This window comes from Streptomyces sp. GL_148 (genome assembly GCF_057834205.1).
On the sequence record NZ_CM174396.1, the window covers coordinates 5,341,175 to 5,356,733 of the forward strand.

The window sequence follows — 15,559 nt, forward strand, 5'->3', positions numbered from 1 at the left end:
GTTCCAGCAGTCGTCAAGCGGCTGCGGAGCATTGGAGGGGGACCATGGCCACGACCGGGAACGAGACCACTGCAGAGGCGCTGCGACCGCACGCCGAAGACGCCTTCGCGCACGAACTGAAAGCCCTGGCGGCCGCCGACGACCGGCCGCGCCCGGCCCGCTGGAAACTCTCCCCGTGGGCCGTGGCGACGTACCTGCAGGGCGGCACGCTCGACGATGGCACCGTCATCACACCCAAGTACGTCGGCCCGCGCCGGATCGTCGAAGTCGCCGTCACCACCCTCGCCACCGACCGCGCGCTCCTGCTCCTCGGCGTGCCCGGCACCGCCAAGACCTGGGTGTCCGAGCACCTCGCCGCCGCCGTCAGCGGAGACTCGACCCTCCTCGTCCAGGGCACCGCCGGCACCCCGGAGGAGGCCATCCGCTACGGCTGGAACTACGCCCGCCTCCTCGCCCACGGCCCGAGCCGCGAAGCGCTCGTACCGAGCCCGGTCATGCGGGCCATGGCCGAGGGCATGACCGCCCGCGTCGAGGAGCTCACCCGGATCCCCGCCGACGTCCAGGACACCCTCATCACCGTCCTGTCCGAGAAGACGCTCCCGATACCGGAGCTCGGCCAGGAGGTGCAGGCCGTGCGCGGCTTCAACCTCATCGCCACCGCCAACGACCGCGACCGCGGGGTCAACGAGCTCTCCAGCGCGCTGCGCAGGCGCTTCAACACCGTCGTCCTGCCGCTGCCCGCCACCGCCGACGCCGAGGTCGACATCGTCGCCCGCCGCGTCGACCAGATGGGCCGCGCCCTCGACCTGCCCGCCGCCCCGGAGGGCCTGGAGGAGATCCGCCGCGTCGTCACCGTCTTCCGCGAGCTGCGCGGCGGCGTCACCGACGACGGGCGTACGAAGATCAAGTCGCCCAGCGGCACCCTGTCCACCGCCGAGGCCATCTCGGTGGTGACGGGGGGCCTAGCCCTGGCCGCCCACTTCGGGGACGGCGTCCTGCGCCCCTCCGACGTGGCCGCGGGGATCCTCGGGGCCGTCGTCCGGGACCCGGCCGCCGACCAGGTCGTCTGGCAGGAGTACCTGGAGGCCGTGGTCCGCGAGCGCGACGGCTGGAAGGACTTCTACCGGGCCTGCCGGGAGGTGACGGCATGAGCCCGGGGACGAGGGCCCCGGCCGCCACCACGGGCCCGCTGCTGCTCGGAGTACGGCATCACGGGCCCGGCTCGGCCCGTGCGGTGCGCGCCGCCCTGGACGCGGCGCGGCCGGCGGCGGTGCTGATCGAGGGACCGCCGGAGGGGGACGCCCTGCTCGCGCTCGCCGCGGACCCGGGGATGCGGCCGCCCGTCGCCCTGCTCGCCCACGCGGCCGACGACCCGGGGCGTGCCGCGTTCTGGCCGCTGGCCGGCTTCTCCCCGGAATGGGCCGCCATCCGGTGGGCGCAGGAGCGGGACCTGCCGGTCCGGTTCATCGACCTCCCGGCCGCGCACTCGCTGGCCGTGCCGGAAGCCCAGGCCCAGGAACAGGAGGGGGCGGGCGAGGCGGACGGCGCGGCGCCCGGATCCGTACGGCTGGACCCGCTGGCCGTGCTGGCCGAGACCGCCGGGTACGAGGACCCCGAGCGATGGTGGGAGGACGTGGTCGAGCACCGCGGCGGGGCCGGACCGGCCGCCGACCCGCTGGGCGTGTTCGAGGCGCTCGGGGACGCCATGGGGGCCCTGCGCGAGGAGTACGGGGCGGGCGGCCACCACCGGGACCTGGTGCGCGAGGCGTACATGCGGCAGCGGATGCGGGCCGCGCGCCGGGAGTTCGGCGACGCCTACGCCGTCGTCTGCGGGGCCTGGCACGTCCCGGCCCTGCGGGCCAAGACCACCGCGGCCGCGGACAAGGCGCTCCTCACCGGGCTCCCCAAGGTCAAGGTGGAGACCACCTGGGTGCCCTGGACCCACCGGCGCCTCGCCCGGGCCGGAGGGTACGGCGCGGGCATCACCTCGCCCGGCTGGTACGCACACCTCTTCGCGGCCCGGGACCGGCCCGTCGAGCGCTGGCTGACCAAGGTCGCGGGCCTGCTCCGCGAGGAGGACCGGCAGGTGTCCCCGGCCCACGTCATCGAAGCGGTCCGGCTCGCCGACACCCTGGCCGCGATGCGGGGCCGGCCGGTGCCGGGGCTGACGGAGACCCTGGAAGCGGTCCGGGCGGTGATGTGCGACGGCTCCGACATACCGCTCGCGCTGATCGAGGACCGGCTCGTCGTCGGGGACGTGCTCGGCGAAGTCCCCGACGCGGCGCCCGTCGTACCGCTCCAGCGCGACCTCACCCGGCACCAGCGCTCGCTGCGGCTCAAGCCCGAGGCGCAGGACCGGGAGCTGGAGCTCGACCTGCGCAAGGACACCGACGCGGCCAAGTCCCTGCTGCTGCACCGGCTGCGGCTGCTCGGCATCGACTGGGGCGTCCCGACGGCCTCCCGGGGGAGCACGGGCACCTTCCGCGAGACCTGGCGGCTCCGCTGGGAGCCGGAGCTCGCCGTGCGGGTGGCCGAAGCCGGCATCTGGGGGACCACCGTCCTCGGGGCGGCCACCGCCAGGGCCGAGGCCGACGCGGCGGGCGCCGGGGAACTGGGCGAGGTCACCGCCCTGGCGGAGCGGTGCCTGCTGGCCGGGCTCTCCGGGGCGCTGCCCGCCGTACTGCGGGCCCTCGCCGACCGGGCGGCGCTGGACACCGATGTGGCGGGCCTGGCCAAGGCGCTGCCCGCGCTGGCCCGTTCACTGCGGTACGGGGACGTACGCGGCACCGACGCGGTGGCGCTGGGGACGGTGGCGGCCGGGCTCGCGGAGCGGATATGCGTGGCGCTGCCGCCCGCCTGCGCGGCCGGGCTCGACGCCGACGCGGCGGAGGAGCTGCGGGGGCACGTGGACGGCGTACACGGGGCGATCGGCCTGCTGGAGGCGCTGGACACGGACGGCCTGCGGGAGCGCTGGGCGGCGGTGCTGCGGACGCTGGCCGGGCGGGACACCGTCCCCGGGCTGATACGCGGGCGGGCGGCGCGGCTGCTGCTCGACGACGGGCGGCTGGCGCCCGAGGAGACCGCGCGGCTGATGGGTCTCTCGCTGTCCCCGGCGTGCGCGCCGGCCGACGCGGCGGGCTGGATCGAGGGGTTCGCGGGCGGGGGCTCGGGCGGCGGCACGCTGCTGGTGCACGACGAGCGGCTGCTCGGGCTGATCGACGGCTGGCTGGTGTCGGTGCCGGAGCGGGCGTTCATCGACGTACTGCCGCTGCTGCGACGGACCTTCGGCGGGTACGAGGCGGGGGTCCGGCGGAGCCTCGGGGAGCTGGTGCGGCGGGGGCCGGGCCGGGCGGGGGCCTCCGTGTCGGGATCCGGCGCGGCGCCGGCAGGGTTCGGTGCGGAGCTGGATCCGGTCCGGGCGGATGCGGTGGTGGATCTGGTCCGGCTGCTGCTGGCGGGGGCGCCGGGGTGACCGGGGCGGGCCGCCCCGGGCCCGGCGGGCGGGCTGCGGTGGGCCGCTGCGCGGCGCGGAGTCCCCTACCCGCCCTTCCACCATCCCCCAGACTCCGTCCGGGGGGACCCCCAGCCGGGGCTCCGCCCCGGACCCGATCCCGCGTGCGGCGCCGTTCCCGGGGACCAGCCCCCGGACCCCCGCGCCTCAAACGCCGGCGGGGCTGAGATTGCCCTGTGGGCAATTCATCCCGCCGACGTGCACGTGCGTTTGGGGGACGGGCGAAGGGCGGGTCGGGACTTCGCCCGCGCAGCGCCACCGGGCGGCGGTGGTGGTCGGTGGTGGTCGGTAGTGCTTCGAGAGTGGGAGGTAGGCAGATGGCTGGTGTGGGAGTGGACGGCGGCGGCGCCGAGCGGTTGCGGCGGTGGCGGATGGTGTTGGGCGGGGGAGAGGGGGAGGGGACCGGGGTGGCGTTGAGCGGGGCGGACGCGGGGATGGATGCGGCGCTCGGGGCGCTCTACGGGGCCGACGGCGGCGGGGGCCGCAAGCGGGCGGGGGAGCGGTCGGCCGGGCTCGGGGGGTCCGCGCCTCAGGTGGCGCGCTGGCTCGGGGACATCCGGACGTATTTCCCCACTTCCGTGGTGCAGGTCATGCAGCGGGACGCCATCCAGCGGCTCGGGCTGTCCGCCCTGCTGCTGGAGCCCGAGATGCTGGAGGCGGTGGAGCCGGACGTGCACCTCGTCGGCACCCTGCTCTCCCTCAACAAGGCGATGCCCGAGACCACCCGGGAGACCGCCCGCGCCGTCGTCCGCAAGGTGGTCGAACAGGTGGAGAAGCGGCTCGCGAGCCGGACGCGGGCCACGCTGACGGGCGCGCTCGACCGGTCCGCCCGGATCAGCCGGCCGCGGCACGCGGACATCGACTGGGACAGGACCATCCGGGCGAACCTGAAGAACTACCTGCCCGAGTACCGGACCGTCGTTCCCGAGCGGCTGGTCGGCTACGGCCGCGCCGGGCGGGCGGTGAAGAAGGAGGTCGTGCTGTGCATCGACCAGTCGGGATCCATGGCGGCCTCCGTCGTCTACGCCTCCGTCTTCGGGGCGGTGCTGGCCTCGATGCGCTCGATAGCGACCCGGCTGGTCGTGTTCGACACCGCCGTCGTGGACCTGACCGACCAGCTCGACGATCCCGTCGACGTGCTCTTCGGCACCCAGCTCGGCGGCGGCACCGACATCAACCGCGCGCTCGCCTACTGCCAGTCGAAGATCACCCGCCCCGCCGACACCGTCGTCGTCCTCATCAGCGATCTCTACGAGGGCGGCATACGCGACGAGATGCTGAAGCGGGTCGCGGCGATGAAGGCGGCGGGGGTGGAGTTCGTGGCGCTGCTCGCGCTGTCCGACGAGGGCGCGCCCGCCTACGACCGGGACCACGCCGCCGCCCTCGCCGCGCTCGGCGCCCCGGCCTTCGCCTGCACCCCCGACCTGTTCCCGGAGGTGATGGCCGCGGCGCTGGAGAAGCGCCCCCTGCCCGTCCCGTGACCGGGCGGGCACCACCGCGCTCGCTCCCGGCCCGCCCGCGCGGGGGCCCGTAGGGGAGCCGTCCCGGCGGCCGGCCATCGGCGGATCGCACGAAGATGCAGTTCAACCGTGAGGCGATCTGTGACAGGTATCACCGCTCAGGTGTGATCTGCGATTTAGGGACCTACGTCCCACGGGGATAACCTGCGGGACGGACATGCCGCGTCCACGGTCACCGTGTGCGCCTTCCTTGTGACAGCGCCGTCACGTTGCCCTCCGCGGCACGCCCACGCAGATAGCAGACAACCGCGAATCACTGCGAATCTTTAAAAAAGACAAGGGACGGACGCGCGTGGACCTGTTCGAGTACCAGGCGAGGGACCTCTTCGCCAAGCACGGTGTACCGGTGCTGGCCGGTGAAGTCATCGACACGCCTGAGGCAGCCCGCGAGGCCACCGAGCGCATGGGTGGCAAGTCGGTCGTCAAGGCGCAGGTGAAGGTCGGCGGCCGCGGCAAGGCCGGCGGCGTCAAGCTCGCCGCCACCCCGGACGAGGCCGTCGCCCGTGCGACGGACATCCTCGGGATGGACATCAAGGGCCACACGGTCCACAAGGTGATGATCGCCGAGACGGCTCCGGAGATCCTGGAGGAGTACTACGTCTCGTACCTCCTCGACCGCACCAACCGCACCTTCCTGGCCATGGCCTCGGTCGCGGGCGGCATGGACATCGAGCAGGTCGCCGAGGAGACCCCGGAGAAGCTCGCCAAGGTCCCGGTGAACGCCAACGAGGGCGTGACCATCGAGAAGGCCCGCGAGATCGTCGCGCTGGCGCAGTTCCCGGCCGAGGTCGCCGAGAAGGTCGCCGAGGTCCTCGTGACCCTGTGGGCGACCTTCATCGCCGAGGACGCGCTCCTCGTCGAGGTCAACCCGCTCGCGAAGGTCGCCAACGGCGACGTCATCGCGCTCGACGGCAAGGTCTCGCTCGACGAGAACGCCGAGTTCCGCCAGCCGGGTCACGAGCAGTTCGTGGACCACGCTGCCGCGAACCCGCTCGAGGCCGCCGCCAAGGCGAAGAACCTCAACTACGTGAAGCTCGACGGCGAGGTCGGCATCATCGGCAACGGCGCGGGTCTCGTCATGAGCACCCTCGACGTCGTCGCCTACGCCGGCGAGAACCACGGCGGCGTCAAGCCCGCCAACTTCCTGGACATCGGCGGTGGCGCCTCCGCCGCCGTCATGGCCAACGGTCTCGAGATCATCCTCGGCGACCCGGACGTCAAGTCCGTCTTCGTCAACGTCTTCGGTGGCATCACCGCGTGTGACGAGGTCGCCAACGGCATCGTCCAGGCGCTGCAGCTGCTCGAGGACAAGGGCGAGGCGGTCACCAAGCCGCTGGTCGTCCGTCTCGACGGCAACAACGCCGACCTGGGTCGCAAGATCCTCTCGGACGCCAACCACCCGCTGGTTCAGCGCGTGGACACCATGGACGGCGCGGCCGACAAGGCCGCCGAGCTCGCGGCTGCGAAGTAAGGGCAGAGGTCACAGACTCACATGGCTATCTTCCTCAACAAGGACAGCAAGGTCATCGTCCAGGGCATGACCGGTGCCACGGGCATGAAGCACACCAAGCTGATGCTGGCTGACGGCACCAACATCGTCGGCGGCGTGAACCCGCGCAAGGCCGGCACCACCGTCGACTTCGACGGCACCGAGGTCCCGGTCTTCGGTTCCGTCGCCGAGGCGATGGAGAAGACGGGCGCCAACGTCTCCGTCCTCTTCGTCCCGCCGGCGTTCGCCAAGTCCGCCGTGGTCGAGGCGATCGACGCCGAGATCCCGCTGGCCGTCGTCATCACCGAGGGCATCGCGGTGCACGACTCCGCCGCCTTCTGGTCGTACGCGACCTCCAAGGGCAACAAGACGCGGATCATCGGCCCGAACTGCCCGGGTCTGATCACCCCCGGCCAGTCCAACGCCGGCATCATCCCGGGCGACATCACCAAGCCCGGCCGCATCGGTCTCGTGTCCAAGTCGGGCACGCTGACCTACCAGATGATGTACGAGCTCCGTGACCTCGGCTTCTCCTCCGCCGTCGGCATCGGTGGCGACCCGGTCATCGGCACCACGCACATCGACGCCCTCGAGGCGTTCGAGGCGGACCCCGACACCGACCTGATCGTCATGATCGGCGAGATCGGCGGCGACGCCGAGGAGCGTGCGGCGGACTTCATCGCGAAGCACGTCACCAAGCCGGTCGTCGGCTACGTCGCGGGCTTCACCGCCCCCGAGGGCAAGACCATGGGTCACGCCGGTGCGATCGTCTCCGGTTCTTCTGGCACCGCACAGGCCAAGAAGGAAGCCCTGGAGGCCGCGGGCGTGAAGGTCGGCAAGACGCCGACCGAGACCGCGAAGCTGGCGCGCGAGATCCTGAACGCCGCGCAGTAGCAGCCGCCTTCGGCTGTACGTGCAGACGGGCGTGGCCCGCACCCTGTGAGGGGTGCGGGCCACGCCCGTTTCCGTACGCGGGGACCGCGGGTCGTCCGGCCGGGCCGCTATTCGAGGCTCGGCGCGATTCGGGACGGGCCGGCCGACGGATCGGACAGCAGCTTGTCGTGGAGCTGTCGGCCCTCGTCCGTGAGCTGCTGCGGGCCGCCGTGCGGGGGCACGCCCGACACGCTCGCGCCGGGGGCGCGCGGAGGCTCGTACTCGGTCGGAGCGGTCACCCAGGTGTAGGCCGTCGCCGCGGCGATGGCCGCCGTCACCCCGATCACCGCACGGGTCCACAGCCGTGTGCGGTGCTCGCCGGCCATCCGTACGACGGCTGCCGCGCGCGGCTCCAGCCCGAGGGCGGGCCTCAGTGCGCCGAGCCGCTCGCGCAGCACCGCGGACTGTTTGGCGGGCGCTACGCCGTCCAGTTCGGGGAGCTGGTCGGCGAGGTCGGCGTGCGCGTCGACGAGCCGGCTGCCGGCGGTCGGCGTGGACGCCTCGGTCTCGGCGGCGGTGTCGGGGAGGTCCAGCCCGACACCGTCGTAGAGCAGCACCGTGCGGCGGTGGGCCGGGGGCAGCCCGAGCATCGCGTCCAGCAGGACGCGGTCCGCGGGGTCGGCCGGGGGCTTGTCGGGGTGCCGGTGGGAACGCCGGAACCGGTGCCAGGGGGAGAGCGCGTACTCGTACGTGGCCGCGCGCACCCACCCCACCGGATCGGGATCGGTGGCGACCTCGGGCCAGCGCTCCCACGCCTGCTGGAAGGCGCGCTCCACGGCCTCACAGGCGAGGGCGTGACGGCCGGTGAGGAGGTAGGCCTGGCGGGCCAGGGCGGGGGCGGTGCGGTCGTAGAGGGCGTCGAAGGCGGAGACCGCGGTCACCGTCGGGGCGTCCTCGCCGGGGGCTTCCTGCGGGGCCTCGGGGGCGGTACGGGCCTCCGCGGCCGGGCCGCCCGCCCCGCCGGCGCCTCCTTCGGGGTCCGCCGGTCCGGTGTCCTTGGCGGCGGGCGCGGGGTCCGAACGGGTGTCCGGCCCGGAGCCCGGCCCGGCGTCCGTCCCGGCCGGCCCCGGCCCGGTGGCCGACTCGGAGCCCGGCCCGGTGGTGCTCGTCCGGGTGGCGGCTTCGGAGCCCCGTCCTGCGGGGTTCTTCCCCGTGCCAGGGCCGGCGCCCGGCCCCGTGCCAGGCCCCGTGCCCGGCCCGGTGCTCGGCGCGGCGGTCTTCCGGGAGTGCGGCCCGGAGTCCGGGCCGGAGTCCGGGCCGGCGCCTGAGCCGGTATCAGGGACCGTGCCCGTACCGGCGCCCGGGGGGAGGGGGCCGCCGGGACGGAGGGCTGCGAAGCCGCCTCCGCCGGGGCCGCCGCCCAGAGCGGCCCCGGCCTTGACCGCGGACTTGGCCTCGTGCCGGGGCACCCCGACGGGGGGCTTCGCGGCGCGCTTGACGGCGGCCTTGGGCCGGGTCTGCGCCCCGACGGGCCGGGTGAGTCCGCGCATCATGTGCAGCCCGAACCGGCCCTCGGGGGCGTCGGCGGCTGATGCCGCGTCTGTGTCCCCGGAAGCGGCGCCGGTTGCCGCCCCGGCGTGCTCCGTGTCGCTGTCGAGCGGGCTCCCGGGCGTGATGCCGCCCGGAGCTGACGCCGCGTCGGTGTCCGCTCCGGCGGCGCCGGTTGCGCCGGACGGGCCGACGCCGGACGAGTCGGCCCGGGCTGTTCCCGCCTGCGCTGTTGCGGCCTGCGGTGGGGCGGTGCCGCTGACCCATGCGGGCCGGGTGGGCGTACCGGCGCCGGCGCCCCCCGCCGCCCCGGCGGCGTCACCCCGGCCCTGCGCGGAGCCGCCCTGGGGCCCGTCGGTCCGGGCCGTGGGGCCCGAGCCGTCGGTCCGGGCCGTGGGGCCCGAGGGGGCGGAGGCGGCGGACTCGTCGGTGGACAGGCGGGTCAGGAGCTTGGAGTAGGCCTCCAGCTTGCGGCCCCGGGGGTGGGTGCGGCCGGTCTCCCAGGAGCGGACCGTGTTCGAGGTGACGCCCACCGCCGCCGCGACCTCATCGTGCGTCAGGTCGGCCGCTTCGCGCAGGCGTCGGCGTTCCTTCGGGGTGGGGAGGCCCAGCTCCGTGACGCTTTGTGTCATGCCACACTCCCCGCGACCCGGACGCCCTGAGCGAAAAAGTACATAAACGTATATTGAGCGACACCACGGTCATTCGCCTGTTACCCGCCCATAGCGCGTGTCGTTGGCACCATGTCAGCGTGACCCAAGTGACCGAACGCGGGACCTCGTTGCCCATGCCCCCCAGGGCCCCCGCACGGCGCCGTTCACCGGCGGCCGCCGCGTGTGTCGTGGGTGGCGCCGTCGCCGCAGTGCTGGGGCTCGGCTTCCTCGCCGTGCTCGTCATCGTGCTGTGGATCAGCTCCCCCTTCCCCGACAGCGGTCCCGGCGGCGCCCTGCACCTCGCCGCGGGCCTCTGGCTGCTCGCCCACGGGACCGACCTCGTCCGCTACGAGACCCTCTCCGGGGTGCCGGCCCCCGTCGGCCTGACCCCGTTGCTGCTGGTGGCCCTGCCCGCGCTGCTCATCCGGCGCGCCGCCCGGCTGGGCAGCGCCGCGCAGGAGGACCGGGGCGCGGAGCCGCTGCCCGCGGGCGTGGTGTTCTCCGCCGTGCTCTGCGGCTACCTCGGGGTCGGCGCCCTGGCCGTCGTGTACGCCGCCGCCGGGCCGATGCCCGCCGACCCGCTCAGCGCGGCCTGGCACCTCCCGGTCGTCGCCGCCCTCGCCGCCGCCGGCGGGGTCTGGGAGTACCGGGGGAGGCCGCTCGGGCAACTGCCCGGCCGGCTCGACCGGCCCCGCTACGCCCTCGCGCTGCGGGCCGGCGCCGGCGGGCTGCTGGTGCTCCTCGGCGGCGGAGCCCTGCTGGTCGGGGCCTCGCTGGCCTGGCACGGGGCGGAGGTGCAGGGCTCCTTCGCGGCGCTGACCGGGGACTGGTCGGGCCGCTTCGCGGTGCTGCTGCTCGCCCTCGCGCTGATCCCGAACGCCGTCGTCTGGGGCGCCGCCTACGCACTCGGCCCCGGCTTCGCGCTGGGCACCGGAGCCGCCGCGGCCCCGCTCGGCTTCGACGGCTCGCCCGCGCTGCCGCGCTTCCCGCTGCTCGCGGCGCTGCCCGCGGAGGGCCCCGGCACACCGCTGACCTGGGCCGTCGGTGCGGTGCCGGTGGTGGCCGGGCTGGCGGTGGGCTGGTTCGCGGTACGCCGGGCACGCGACGTCTCGTACGGGGAGACCGCGCTCACGGCGGCGCTGGGCGCCCTGGTGTGCGCCCTGGCGACGGCCGCTCTCGCCGCGGCCTCGGCGGGGCCGCTCGGTTCCCGGGAGCTGGCGGCCTTCGGCCCCGTGTGGTGGCAGACGGGCGGGGCGGCCCTGGGCTGGACCCTGGTCCTCGCGGTCCCGCTGGCCGTCACCGTCCACGCCTGGCGGAACCGACCCGCGAGGGGCCCGGCCGGTGCCGGCTCCGAGGACGGCTGGCACGACAGCGGCGTGCGCGAGGTCCGCTGGGCGGCCCTGCGCCGTGCGGCGGGCACCTTGATCCCGGACTTCTCCAGCACCCCGGCCGAGGGTGACGGGCCGCCCCCGGTCCGGATTCCGCAGGAAGCACCCCGGCCGGTGTCCGCCCCGCCGAAGCGTCCCGTGCTGGTCATGCCCGGCCTCAAACTGGACCTGACCCCGATTCCGCTCCCCGCACTGCCCGCGGAGCCGCCACCACCGGCCCCGCTCGTCCCGCCGGTGACCGGAGCCCGCGTACTGACCCGCCGGAAGCCCGTAACGGAAACGGAAACGGCAACAGCGACGGAGCCGGCAACGGCAACGGCAACGGCAACGGCAACGGCAACGGAAACAGCGACGGCAACGGCCCCGGGGCAGACCGCACCGACCGAAACGGACCGCAGGCCCGAGCCGGAGGCCGCCCGGATCGACTAGCTAGCTAGCTCCCGGCTAACGCTGGACCTCGAGCATCTTGCCGATGAAGTTGTCCGGCAGCAGGTCGTTGCACTGCAGCTCGGCCGGCTTGGTGAGGGCGTCCTGCTTGCAGACGTAGAAGTCCTTGTACGTGAGCTGCACCGCGTACGAGGACAGCGCCAGCAGGATCGCCAGCGAAGCCGTCACCAGGCCGCTCGCCGCCGCCGTCCGCTGGGGCCGGGCGGCGGCACCGAGCGCCGCCAGTCCGCCCCGGTCCGCACCGGGAGCCGCACCGGCACCCGTATCCGTACCGGCACCCCTGCCCGTCCCCGTGCCCACGTCCGCCGCCGTGGCGCGTGCGCCCGGGGCGCCCTGCGCCCCGTCCCCGGACGGCTTCGCCGGGGCCGCCCCGCGCAGCGCGCTGATTCCCCAGTACAGGGCGAGCACGCCCAGCAGCAGGCCCATCGAGGGGATGCCGAAGACCCCGAAGAAGAAGCCCCACATGCCGGCCAGCAGCGCGTACCGCGCCCGCCGCTGGATCGGGTCCGTGGGGTCCCAGCGCGCCGGTCCCGACCCGGGGTCCGCGCCAGGTCCCGACCCGGGGCTCTGCTTGTCGCCGTCGTCATTACCGGCGCGCGGTTCCCAGAGCTGGTCGGGCCGGCCTTCCGGGGGCGCCGCGAAGGGGTTGTCGTCGGTGGAGCGGTCGGGCTGGGGGCGGTCCGGCATCGGGTGTGTTTCATCCCCTGTGTCGTGGACGCCGCTGGGACGTCCGAGGCCTGTTTACGGCGTGTACGCCAGACGCTACCGCCCACCCGTCCCCCCGTCCCTCGGGGGCCGTCCGGTGTGCCGGTATCGTTGCAGGCGGTCGGTGGCTTCGTAGGGTCCCCCGTATCTCGGGGGTCCGAGTTTTCATGCGATCGCACAAGACGAACGACGCGCCCCCGGTTCACGCCGGGAGGCGCCCCCGCTCGACGAGAAAGGGCCTCCCATGGCCGCCTCCCGCCTGGTCGTGCTGGTCTCCGGATCCGGCACCAACCTCCAGGCCCTGCTCGACGCCATCGACGCCCATCCCGGGGGATCCGAGGGCTTCGGCGCCGAAGTCGTCGCCGTGGGAGCCGACCGCGAGAACATCGCCGGCCTGGAGCGCGCGGAGAAGGCCGGGATCCCCACCTTCGTGTGCCCGGTCAAGGCGTACGCGAGCCGTGCGGAGTGGGACGCCGCCCTGACCGAGGCCACCGACGCGCACGCGCCGGACCTGGTGATCTCGGCGGGGTTCATGAAGATCGTCGGGCCGGAGTTCATCGGCCGCTTCGGCGGCCGGTTCGTCAACACCCACCCCGCCCTCCTCCCGGCCTTCCCGGGCGCCCACGGCGTACGGGACGCCCTCGCCTACGGCGCGAAGGTCACCGGCTGCACCGTCCACTTCGTGGACGCGGGCGTGGACACCGGTCCGATCATCGCCCAGGGTGTGGTCGAGGTCAGGGACGAAGAGGACGAAGCCGCTCTCCATGAGCGGATCAAGGAAGTCGAGCGCGAGCTGCTCGTCGACGTCGTGGGGCGCCTGGCCCGGCACGGCTACCGCATCGAGGGACGAAAGGTAACAATCCAGTGACCGCCGCAGAGGCCGCAGGGACCGTAGAGACCGTGACCGCAGAGGGCGAGGACCTCGCCGCGTCGAAGCGCCCGATCCGGCGCGCGCTCATCAGCGTCTACGACAAGACGGGACTGGAAGAGCTGGCCCGCGGTCTGCACGAGGCGGGTGTCGCGCTCGTCTCGACCGGCTCCACCGCTTCGAAGATCGCCGCCGCCGGAGTGCCCGTCACCAAGGTCGAGGAGCTGACCGGCTTCCCCGAGTGCCTGGACGGCCGGGTCAAGACCCTGCACCCGCGCGTGCACGCCGGCATCCTCGCCGACCTGCGCCTGGAGGACCACCGCAACCAGCTCGCCGAGCTGGGCGTCGAGCCCTTCGACCTGGTGATCGTCAACCTCTATCCCTTCCTCGCGACAGTTCAGTCGGGCGCGACTCCGGACGAGTGCGTGGAGCAGATCGACATCGGCGGCCCCTCGATGGTCCGCGCCGCCGCCAAGAACCACCCCTCGGTGGCCGTGGTCACCAGCCCGGCGCGCTACGCCGACGTGCTGACCGCCGCCCAGGGCGGCGGTTTCGACCTCACCGCCCGCAAGCGGCTCGCGGCCGAGGCCTTCCAGCACACCGCCGCGTACGACGTGGCCGTGGCCTCCTGGTTCACGAACGCGTACGCCCCGGAGCCGGAGGCCGTACTGCCCGAGTTCCTGGCCGGCGCCTGGGAGCGCAAGTCCACCCTCCGCTACGGCGAGAACCCGCACCAGGCGGCCGCGCTGTACACGGACGGGCAGCCGGGCGGGCTCGCCAACGCCGAGCAGCTGCACGGCAAGGAGATGTCCTACAACAACTACGTGGACACCGACGCGGCCCGCCGCGCCGCCTACGACCACGAAGAGCCCTGCGTCGCGATCATCAAGCACGCCAACCCGTGCGGCATCGCGGTGGGCAAGGACGTCGCCGAGGCCCACCGCAAGGCGCACGCCTGCGACACGGCCTCCGCCTTCGGCGGGGTCATCGCCGTCAACCGCCCGGTGAGCGTCGAGCTCGCCGAGCAGGTCGCGGAGATCTTCACCGAGGTCATCGTGGCCCCCGACTTCGAGCCGGGCGCCGTCGAGGTCCTGGCGAAGAAGAAGAACATCCGCGTCTTGAAGGTGGCGGGCACCCCGCACCAGCCGGCCGAGCTCAAGCCCATCTCCGGCGGCGTGCTGCTCCAGCAGTCCGACCTGGTCCAGGCCGAGGGCGACGACCCGGCGAACTGGACGCTGGCCACCGGCGAGGCCCTGTCCGCCGACGAGCTCGCCGACCTCGCCTTCGCGTGGAAGGCCTGCCGCGCCGTCAAGTCCAACGCGATCCTGCTCGCCAAGGACGGCGCCTCGGTCGGCGTCGGCATGGGCCAGGTCAACCGCGTCGACTCCGCGAAGCTGGCCGTCGAGCGGGCGGGCGCCGAGCGCGCGCAGGGCTCGTACGCCGCCTCGGACGCCTTCTTCCCCTTCGCGGACGGTCTGGAGATCCTGACGGCCGCCGGCATCAAGGCCGTGGTCCAGCCGGGCGGTTCGATGCGCGACGAGCTGGTCATCGAGGCCGCGAAGGCGGCGGGCGTGACGATGTACCTCACGGGGACCCGTCACTTCTTCCACTGAGTCACCGAGCTGCCGAGTCCGGCGCTCACCCGTCAGACGGCGAAGGCCGCGTACCGCACTGCTGCGGTACGCGGCCTTCGCCGTGCGCGGTACCGGTACGAGCGGTCGTACCGGAGCCGGTCTAGTACTGCGGGCGCTTGAAGTAGACGCCCGCGGCGGAGTTGGCCAGGCCGAAGATGATCCACAGGCCCAGGCCGAGCGAGATCAGCGTGAGGACCAGCGAGACCATGACGGCGCCGGCGGCGCCGGAGCCATTCGCGCTGCTGAGTGAGATCAGGTTGCCGACCAGGCCGAAGAGGGCGAACAGGACCTGCAGCGAGCCGAAGATGATGCCGGAGACCCGCACACCGCCGCGGCCCTTGCCCAGCTTGGCGGCGGTCAGGATCGGCCACAGCGAGATGCCGACGAGGACGATGCCGATGATGACGAAGACGACGCTCAGCGCGGTGCCCGCGTCGCTCGACGAGGAGCTGGAGTCGGAGAACTCGGAGGCGAACAGGGCGCCGATGAGGGCGACGGCCACGCCGCCGAGGGCCTGGAGGATCCCGAGGATCCAGAGGATGACCCGCGCCCCCTTGACCCCGCCCGGCATCGGCATCGGCGAGCCCGGGTAGCCGGGGACGCCCGGGTAGGCCTGCTGCGGGTAGGCGTAGCCGCCCTGGGCCGGGATGCCCTGGGGGGCCTGCGGCGGGTAGCCGTAGGCGGGCTGGCCGCCCTGCGGCTGCTGCGCGTACGGGTTGTTCGGGTCGCCGAAGCTCATCTGGGGTGTTCCTCCGTGGAAGTGCGGGGACGCACGGCACGCGCGGAGGAGTCACTGCAAGTCGTGCGGCCCGCCCCCCGGCACTGCTCGCGGCACTACTGATCCCTGCATGGTCGTCCGGCCGGACCGGGCTTGTCCAGCCGGGACGCGGCCCGCCCGGCACTTGTTGTGCAAGTGCAACGAA

11 protein-coding genes are annotated in these 15,559 nt (G+C 74.0%); 8 read left to right on the plus strand and 3 right to left on the minus strand.

Going from position 1 to position 15,559, the window contains the following annotated elements:
• Positions 1–44: 44 nt before the first annotated feature.
• The 5 genes from AC3IYI_RS24765 to sucD all read left to right on the plus strand — a co-directional run bounded on the left by AC3IYI_RS24765 (position 45) and on the right by sucD (position 7,414).
• Positions 45–1,151, plus strand: coding sequence for an ATP-binding protein (locus AC3IYI_RS24765; RefSeq protein ID WP_356516171.1), 1,107 nt, complete (start codon positions 45–47; stop codon positions 1,149–1,151).
• Positions 1,148–3,472 carry a DUF5682 family protein gene (locus AC3IYI_RS24770; protein ID WP_489405807.1) on the plus strand — a complete coding sequence of 775 codons (2,325 nt, stop codon included), beginning with the start codon at positions 1,148–1,150 and terminating at the stop codon, positions 3,470–3,472. The genes AC3IYI_RS24765 and AC3IYI_RS24770 overlap by 4 nt, the downstream gene beginning before the upstream one ends.
• A gap of 356 nt (positions 3,473–3,828) precedes the next feature.
• Positions 3,829–4,992: a VWA domain-containing protein gene (locus tag AC3IYI_RS24775; protein WP_489405808.1), complete on the plus strand. Its 1,164-nt coding sequence runs from the start codon at positions 3,829–3,831 to the stop codon at positions 4,990–4,992.
• Between the two features lie 331 nt (positions 4,993–5,323).
• A complete protein-coding gene (gene sucC, locus AC3IYI_RS24780; RefSeq protein WP_489405809.1) occupies positions 5,324–6,502 on the plus strand; it encodes an ADP-forming succinate--CoA ligase subunit beta in 1,179 nt (392 codons plus the stop codon).
• 21 nt (positions 6,503–6,523) lie between these two features.
• Positions 6,524–7,414, plus strand: a complete 891-nt coding sequence (gene sucD, locus AC3IYI_RS24785; RefSeq protein WP_489405810.1) for a succinate--CoA ligase subunit alpha — start codon at positions 6,524–6,526, stop codon at positions 7,412–7,414.
• A 107-nt stretch (positions 7,415–7,521) separates the two neighbouring features.
• On the opposite strand, the gene AC3IYI_RS24790 is transcribed toward sucD, so the two are convergent.
• Positions 7,522–9,573 (minus strand): helix-turn-helix domain-containing protein, encoded by a 2,052-nt coding sequence (locus tag AC3IYI_RS24790; RefSeq protein WP_489405811.1) that lies wholly within the window; start codon positions 9,571–9,573, stop codon positions 7,522–7,524.
• Positions 9,574–9,692: 119 nt separating this feature from the next.
• On the opposite strand from AC3IYI_RS24790, the gene AC3IYI_RS24795 reads away from it, so the two are divergent.
• Positions 9,693–11,411 carry a cell division protein PerM gene (locus tag AC3IYI_RS24795; protein ID WP_489405812.1) on the plus strand — a complete coding sequence of 573 codons (1,719 nt, stop codon included), beginning with the start codon at positions 9,693–9,695 and terminating at the stop codon, positions 11,409–11,411.
• A gap of 15 nt (positions 11,412–11,426) precedes the next feature.
• Here the strand turns inward: AC3IYI_RS24795 and AC3IYI_RS24800 are convergent, their stop codons facing one another.
• Entirely contained in the window at positions 11,427–12,116 is a 690-nt protein-coding gene (locus AC3IYI_RS24800; protein ID WP_489405813.1) for a hypothetical protein, read from the minus strand.
• Between the two features lie 262 nt (positions 12,117–12,378).
• Here AC3IYI_RS24800 and purN point away from each other — a divergent pair, with 262 nt between their 5' ends.
• Both purN and purH read left to right on the plus strand, forming a co-directional pair.
• Positions 12,379–13,002, plus strand: a complete 624-nt coding sequence (gene purN / locus AC3IYI_RS24805; RefSeq protein WP_250744072.1) for a phosphoribosylglycinamide formyltransferase — start codon at positions 12,379–12,381, stop codon at positions 13,000–13,002.
• Between the two features lie 32 nt (positions 13,003–13,034).
• A complete protein-coding gene (purH, locus tag AC3IYI_RS24810; protein WP_489405814.1) occupies positions 13,035–14,615 on the plus strand; it encodes a bifunctional phosphoribosylaminoimidazolecarboxamide formyltransferase/IMP cyclohydrolase in 1,581 nt (526 codons plus the stop codon).
• Between the two features lie 121 nt (positions 14,616–14,736).
• Here the strand turns inward: purH and AC3IYI_RS24815 are convergent, their stop codons facing one another.
• Positions 14,737–15,375, minus strand: a complete 639-nt coding sequence (locus AC3IYI_RS24815; protein WP_489405815.1) for a hypothetical protein — start codon at positions 15,373–15,375, stop codon at positions 14,737–14,739.
• Between the last annotated feature and the right edge of the window lie 184 nt (positions 15,376–15,559).

Bases quoted from the DNA above. Each gene is read 5' to 3' on its own strand.
- AC3IYI_RS24775 (WP_489405808.1), top strand. From the start codon at position 3,829: ATGGCTGGTGTGGGAGTGGACGGCGGCGGCGCCGAGCGGTTGCGGCGG.
- AC3IYI_RS24800 (WP_489405813.1), bottom strand. From the start codon at position 12,116: ATGCCGGACCGCCCCCAGCCCGACCGCTCCACCGACGACAACCCCTTC.
- AC3IYI_RS24790 (WP_489405811.1), bottom strand. From the start codon at position 9,573: ATGACACAAAGCGTCACGGAGCTGGGCCTCCCCACCCCGAAGGAACGC.
- AC3IYI_RS24770 (WP_489405807.1), top strand. From the start codon at position 1,148: ATGAGCCCGGGGACGAGGGCCCCGGCCGCCACCACGGGCCCGCTGCTG.
- AC3IYI_RS24815 (WP_489405815.1), bottom strand. From the start codon at position 15,375: ATGAGCTTCGGCGACCCGAACAACCCGTACGCGCAGCAGCCGCAGGGC.
- sucD (WP_489405810.1), top strand. From the start codon at position 6,524: ATGGCTATCTTCCTCAACAAGGACAGCAAGGTCATCGTCCAGGGCATG.
- purN (WP_250744072.1), top strand. From the start codon at position 12,379: ATGGCCGCCTCCCGCCTGGTCGTGCTGGTCTCCGGATCCGGCACCAAC.
- AC3IYI_RS24765 (WP_356516171.1), top strand. From the start codon at position 45: ATGGCCACGACCGGGAACGAGACCACTGCAGAGGCGCTGCGACCGCAC.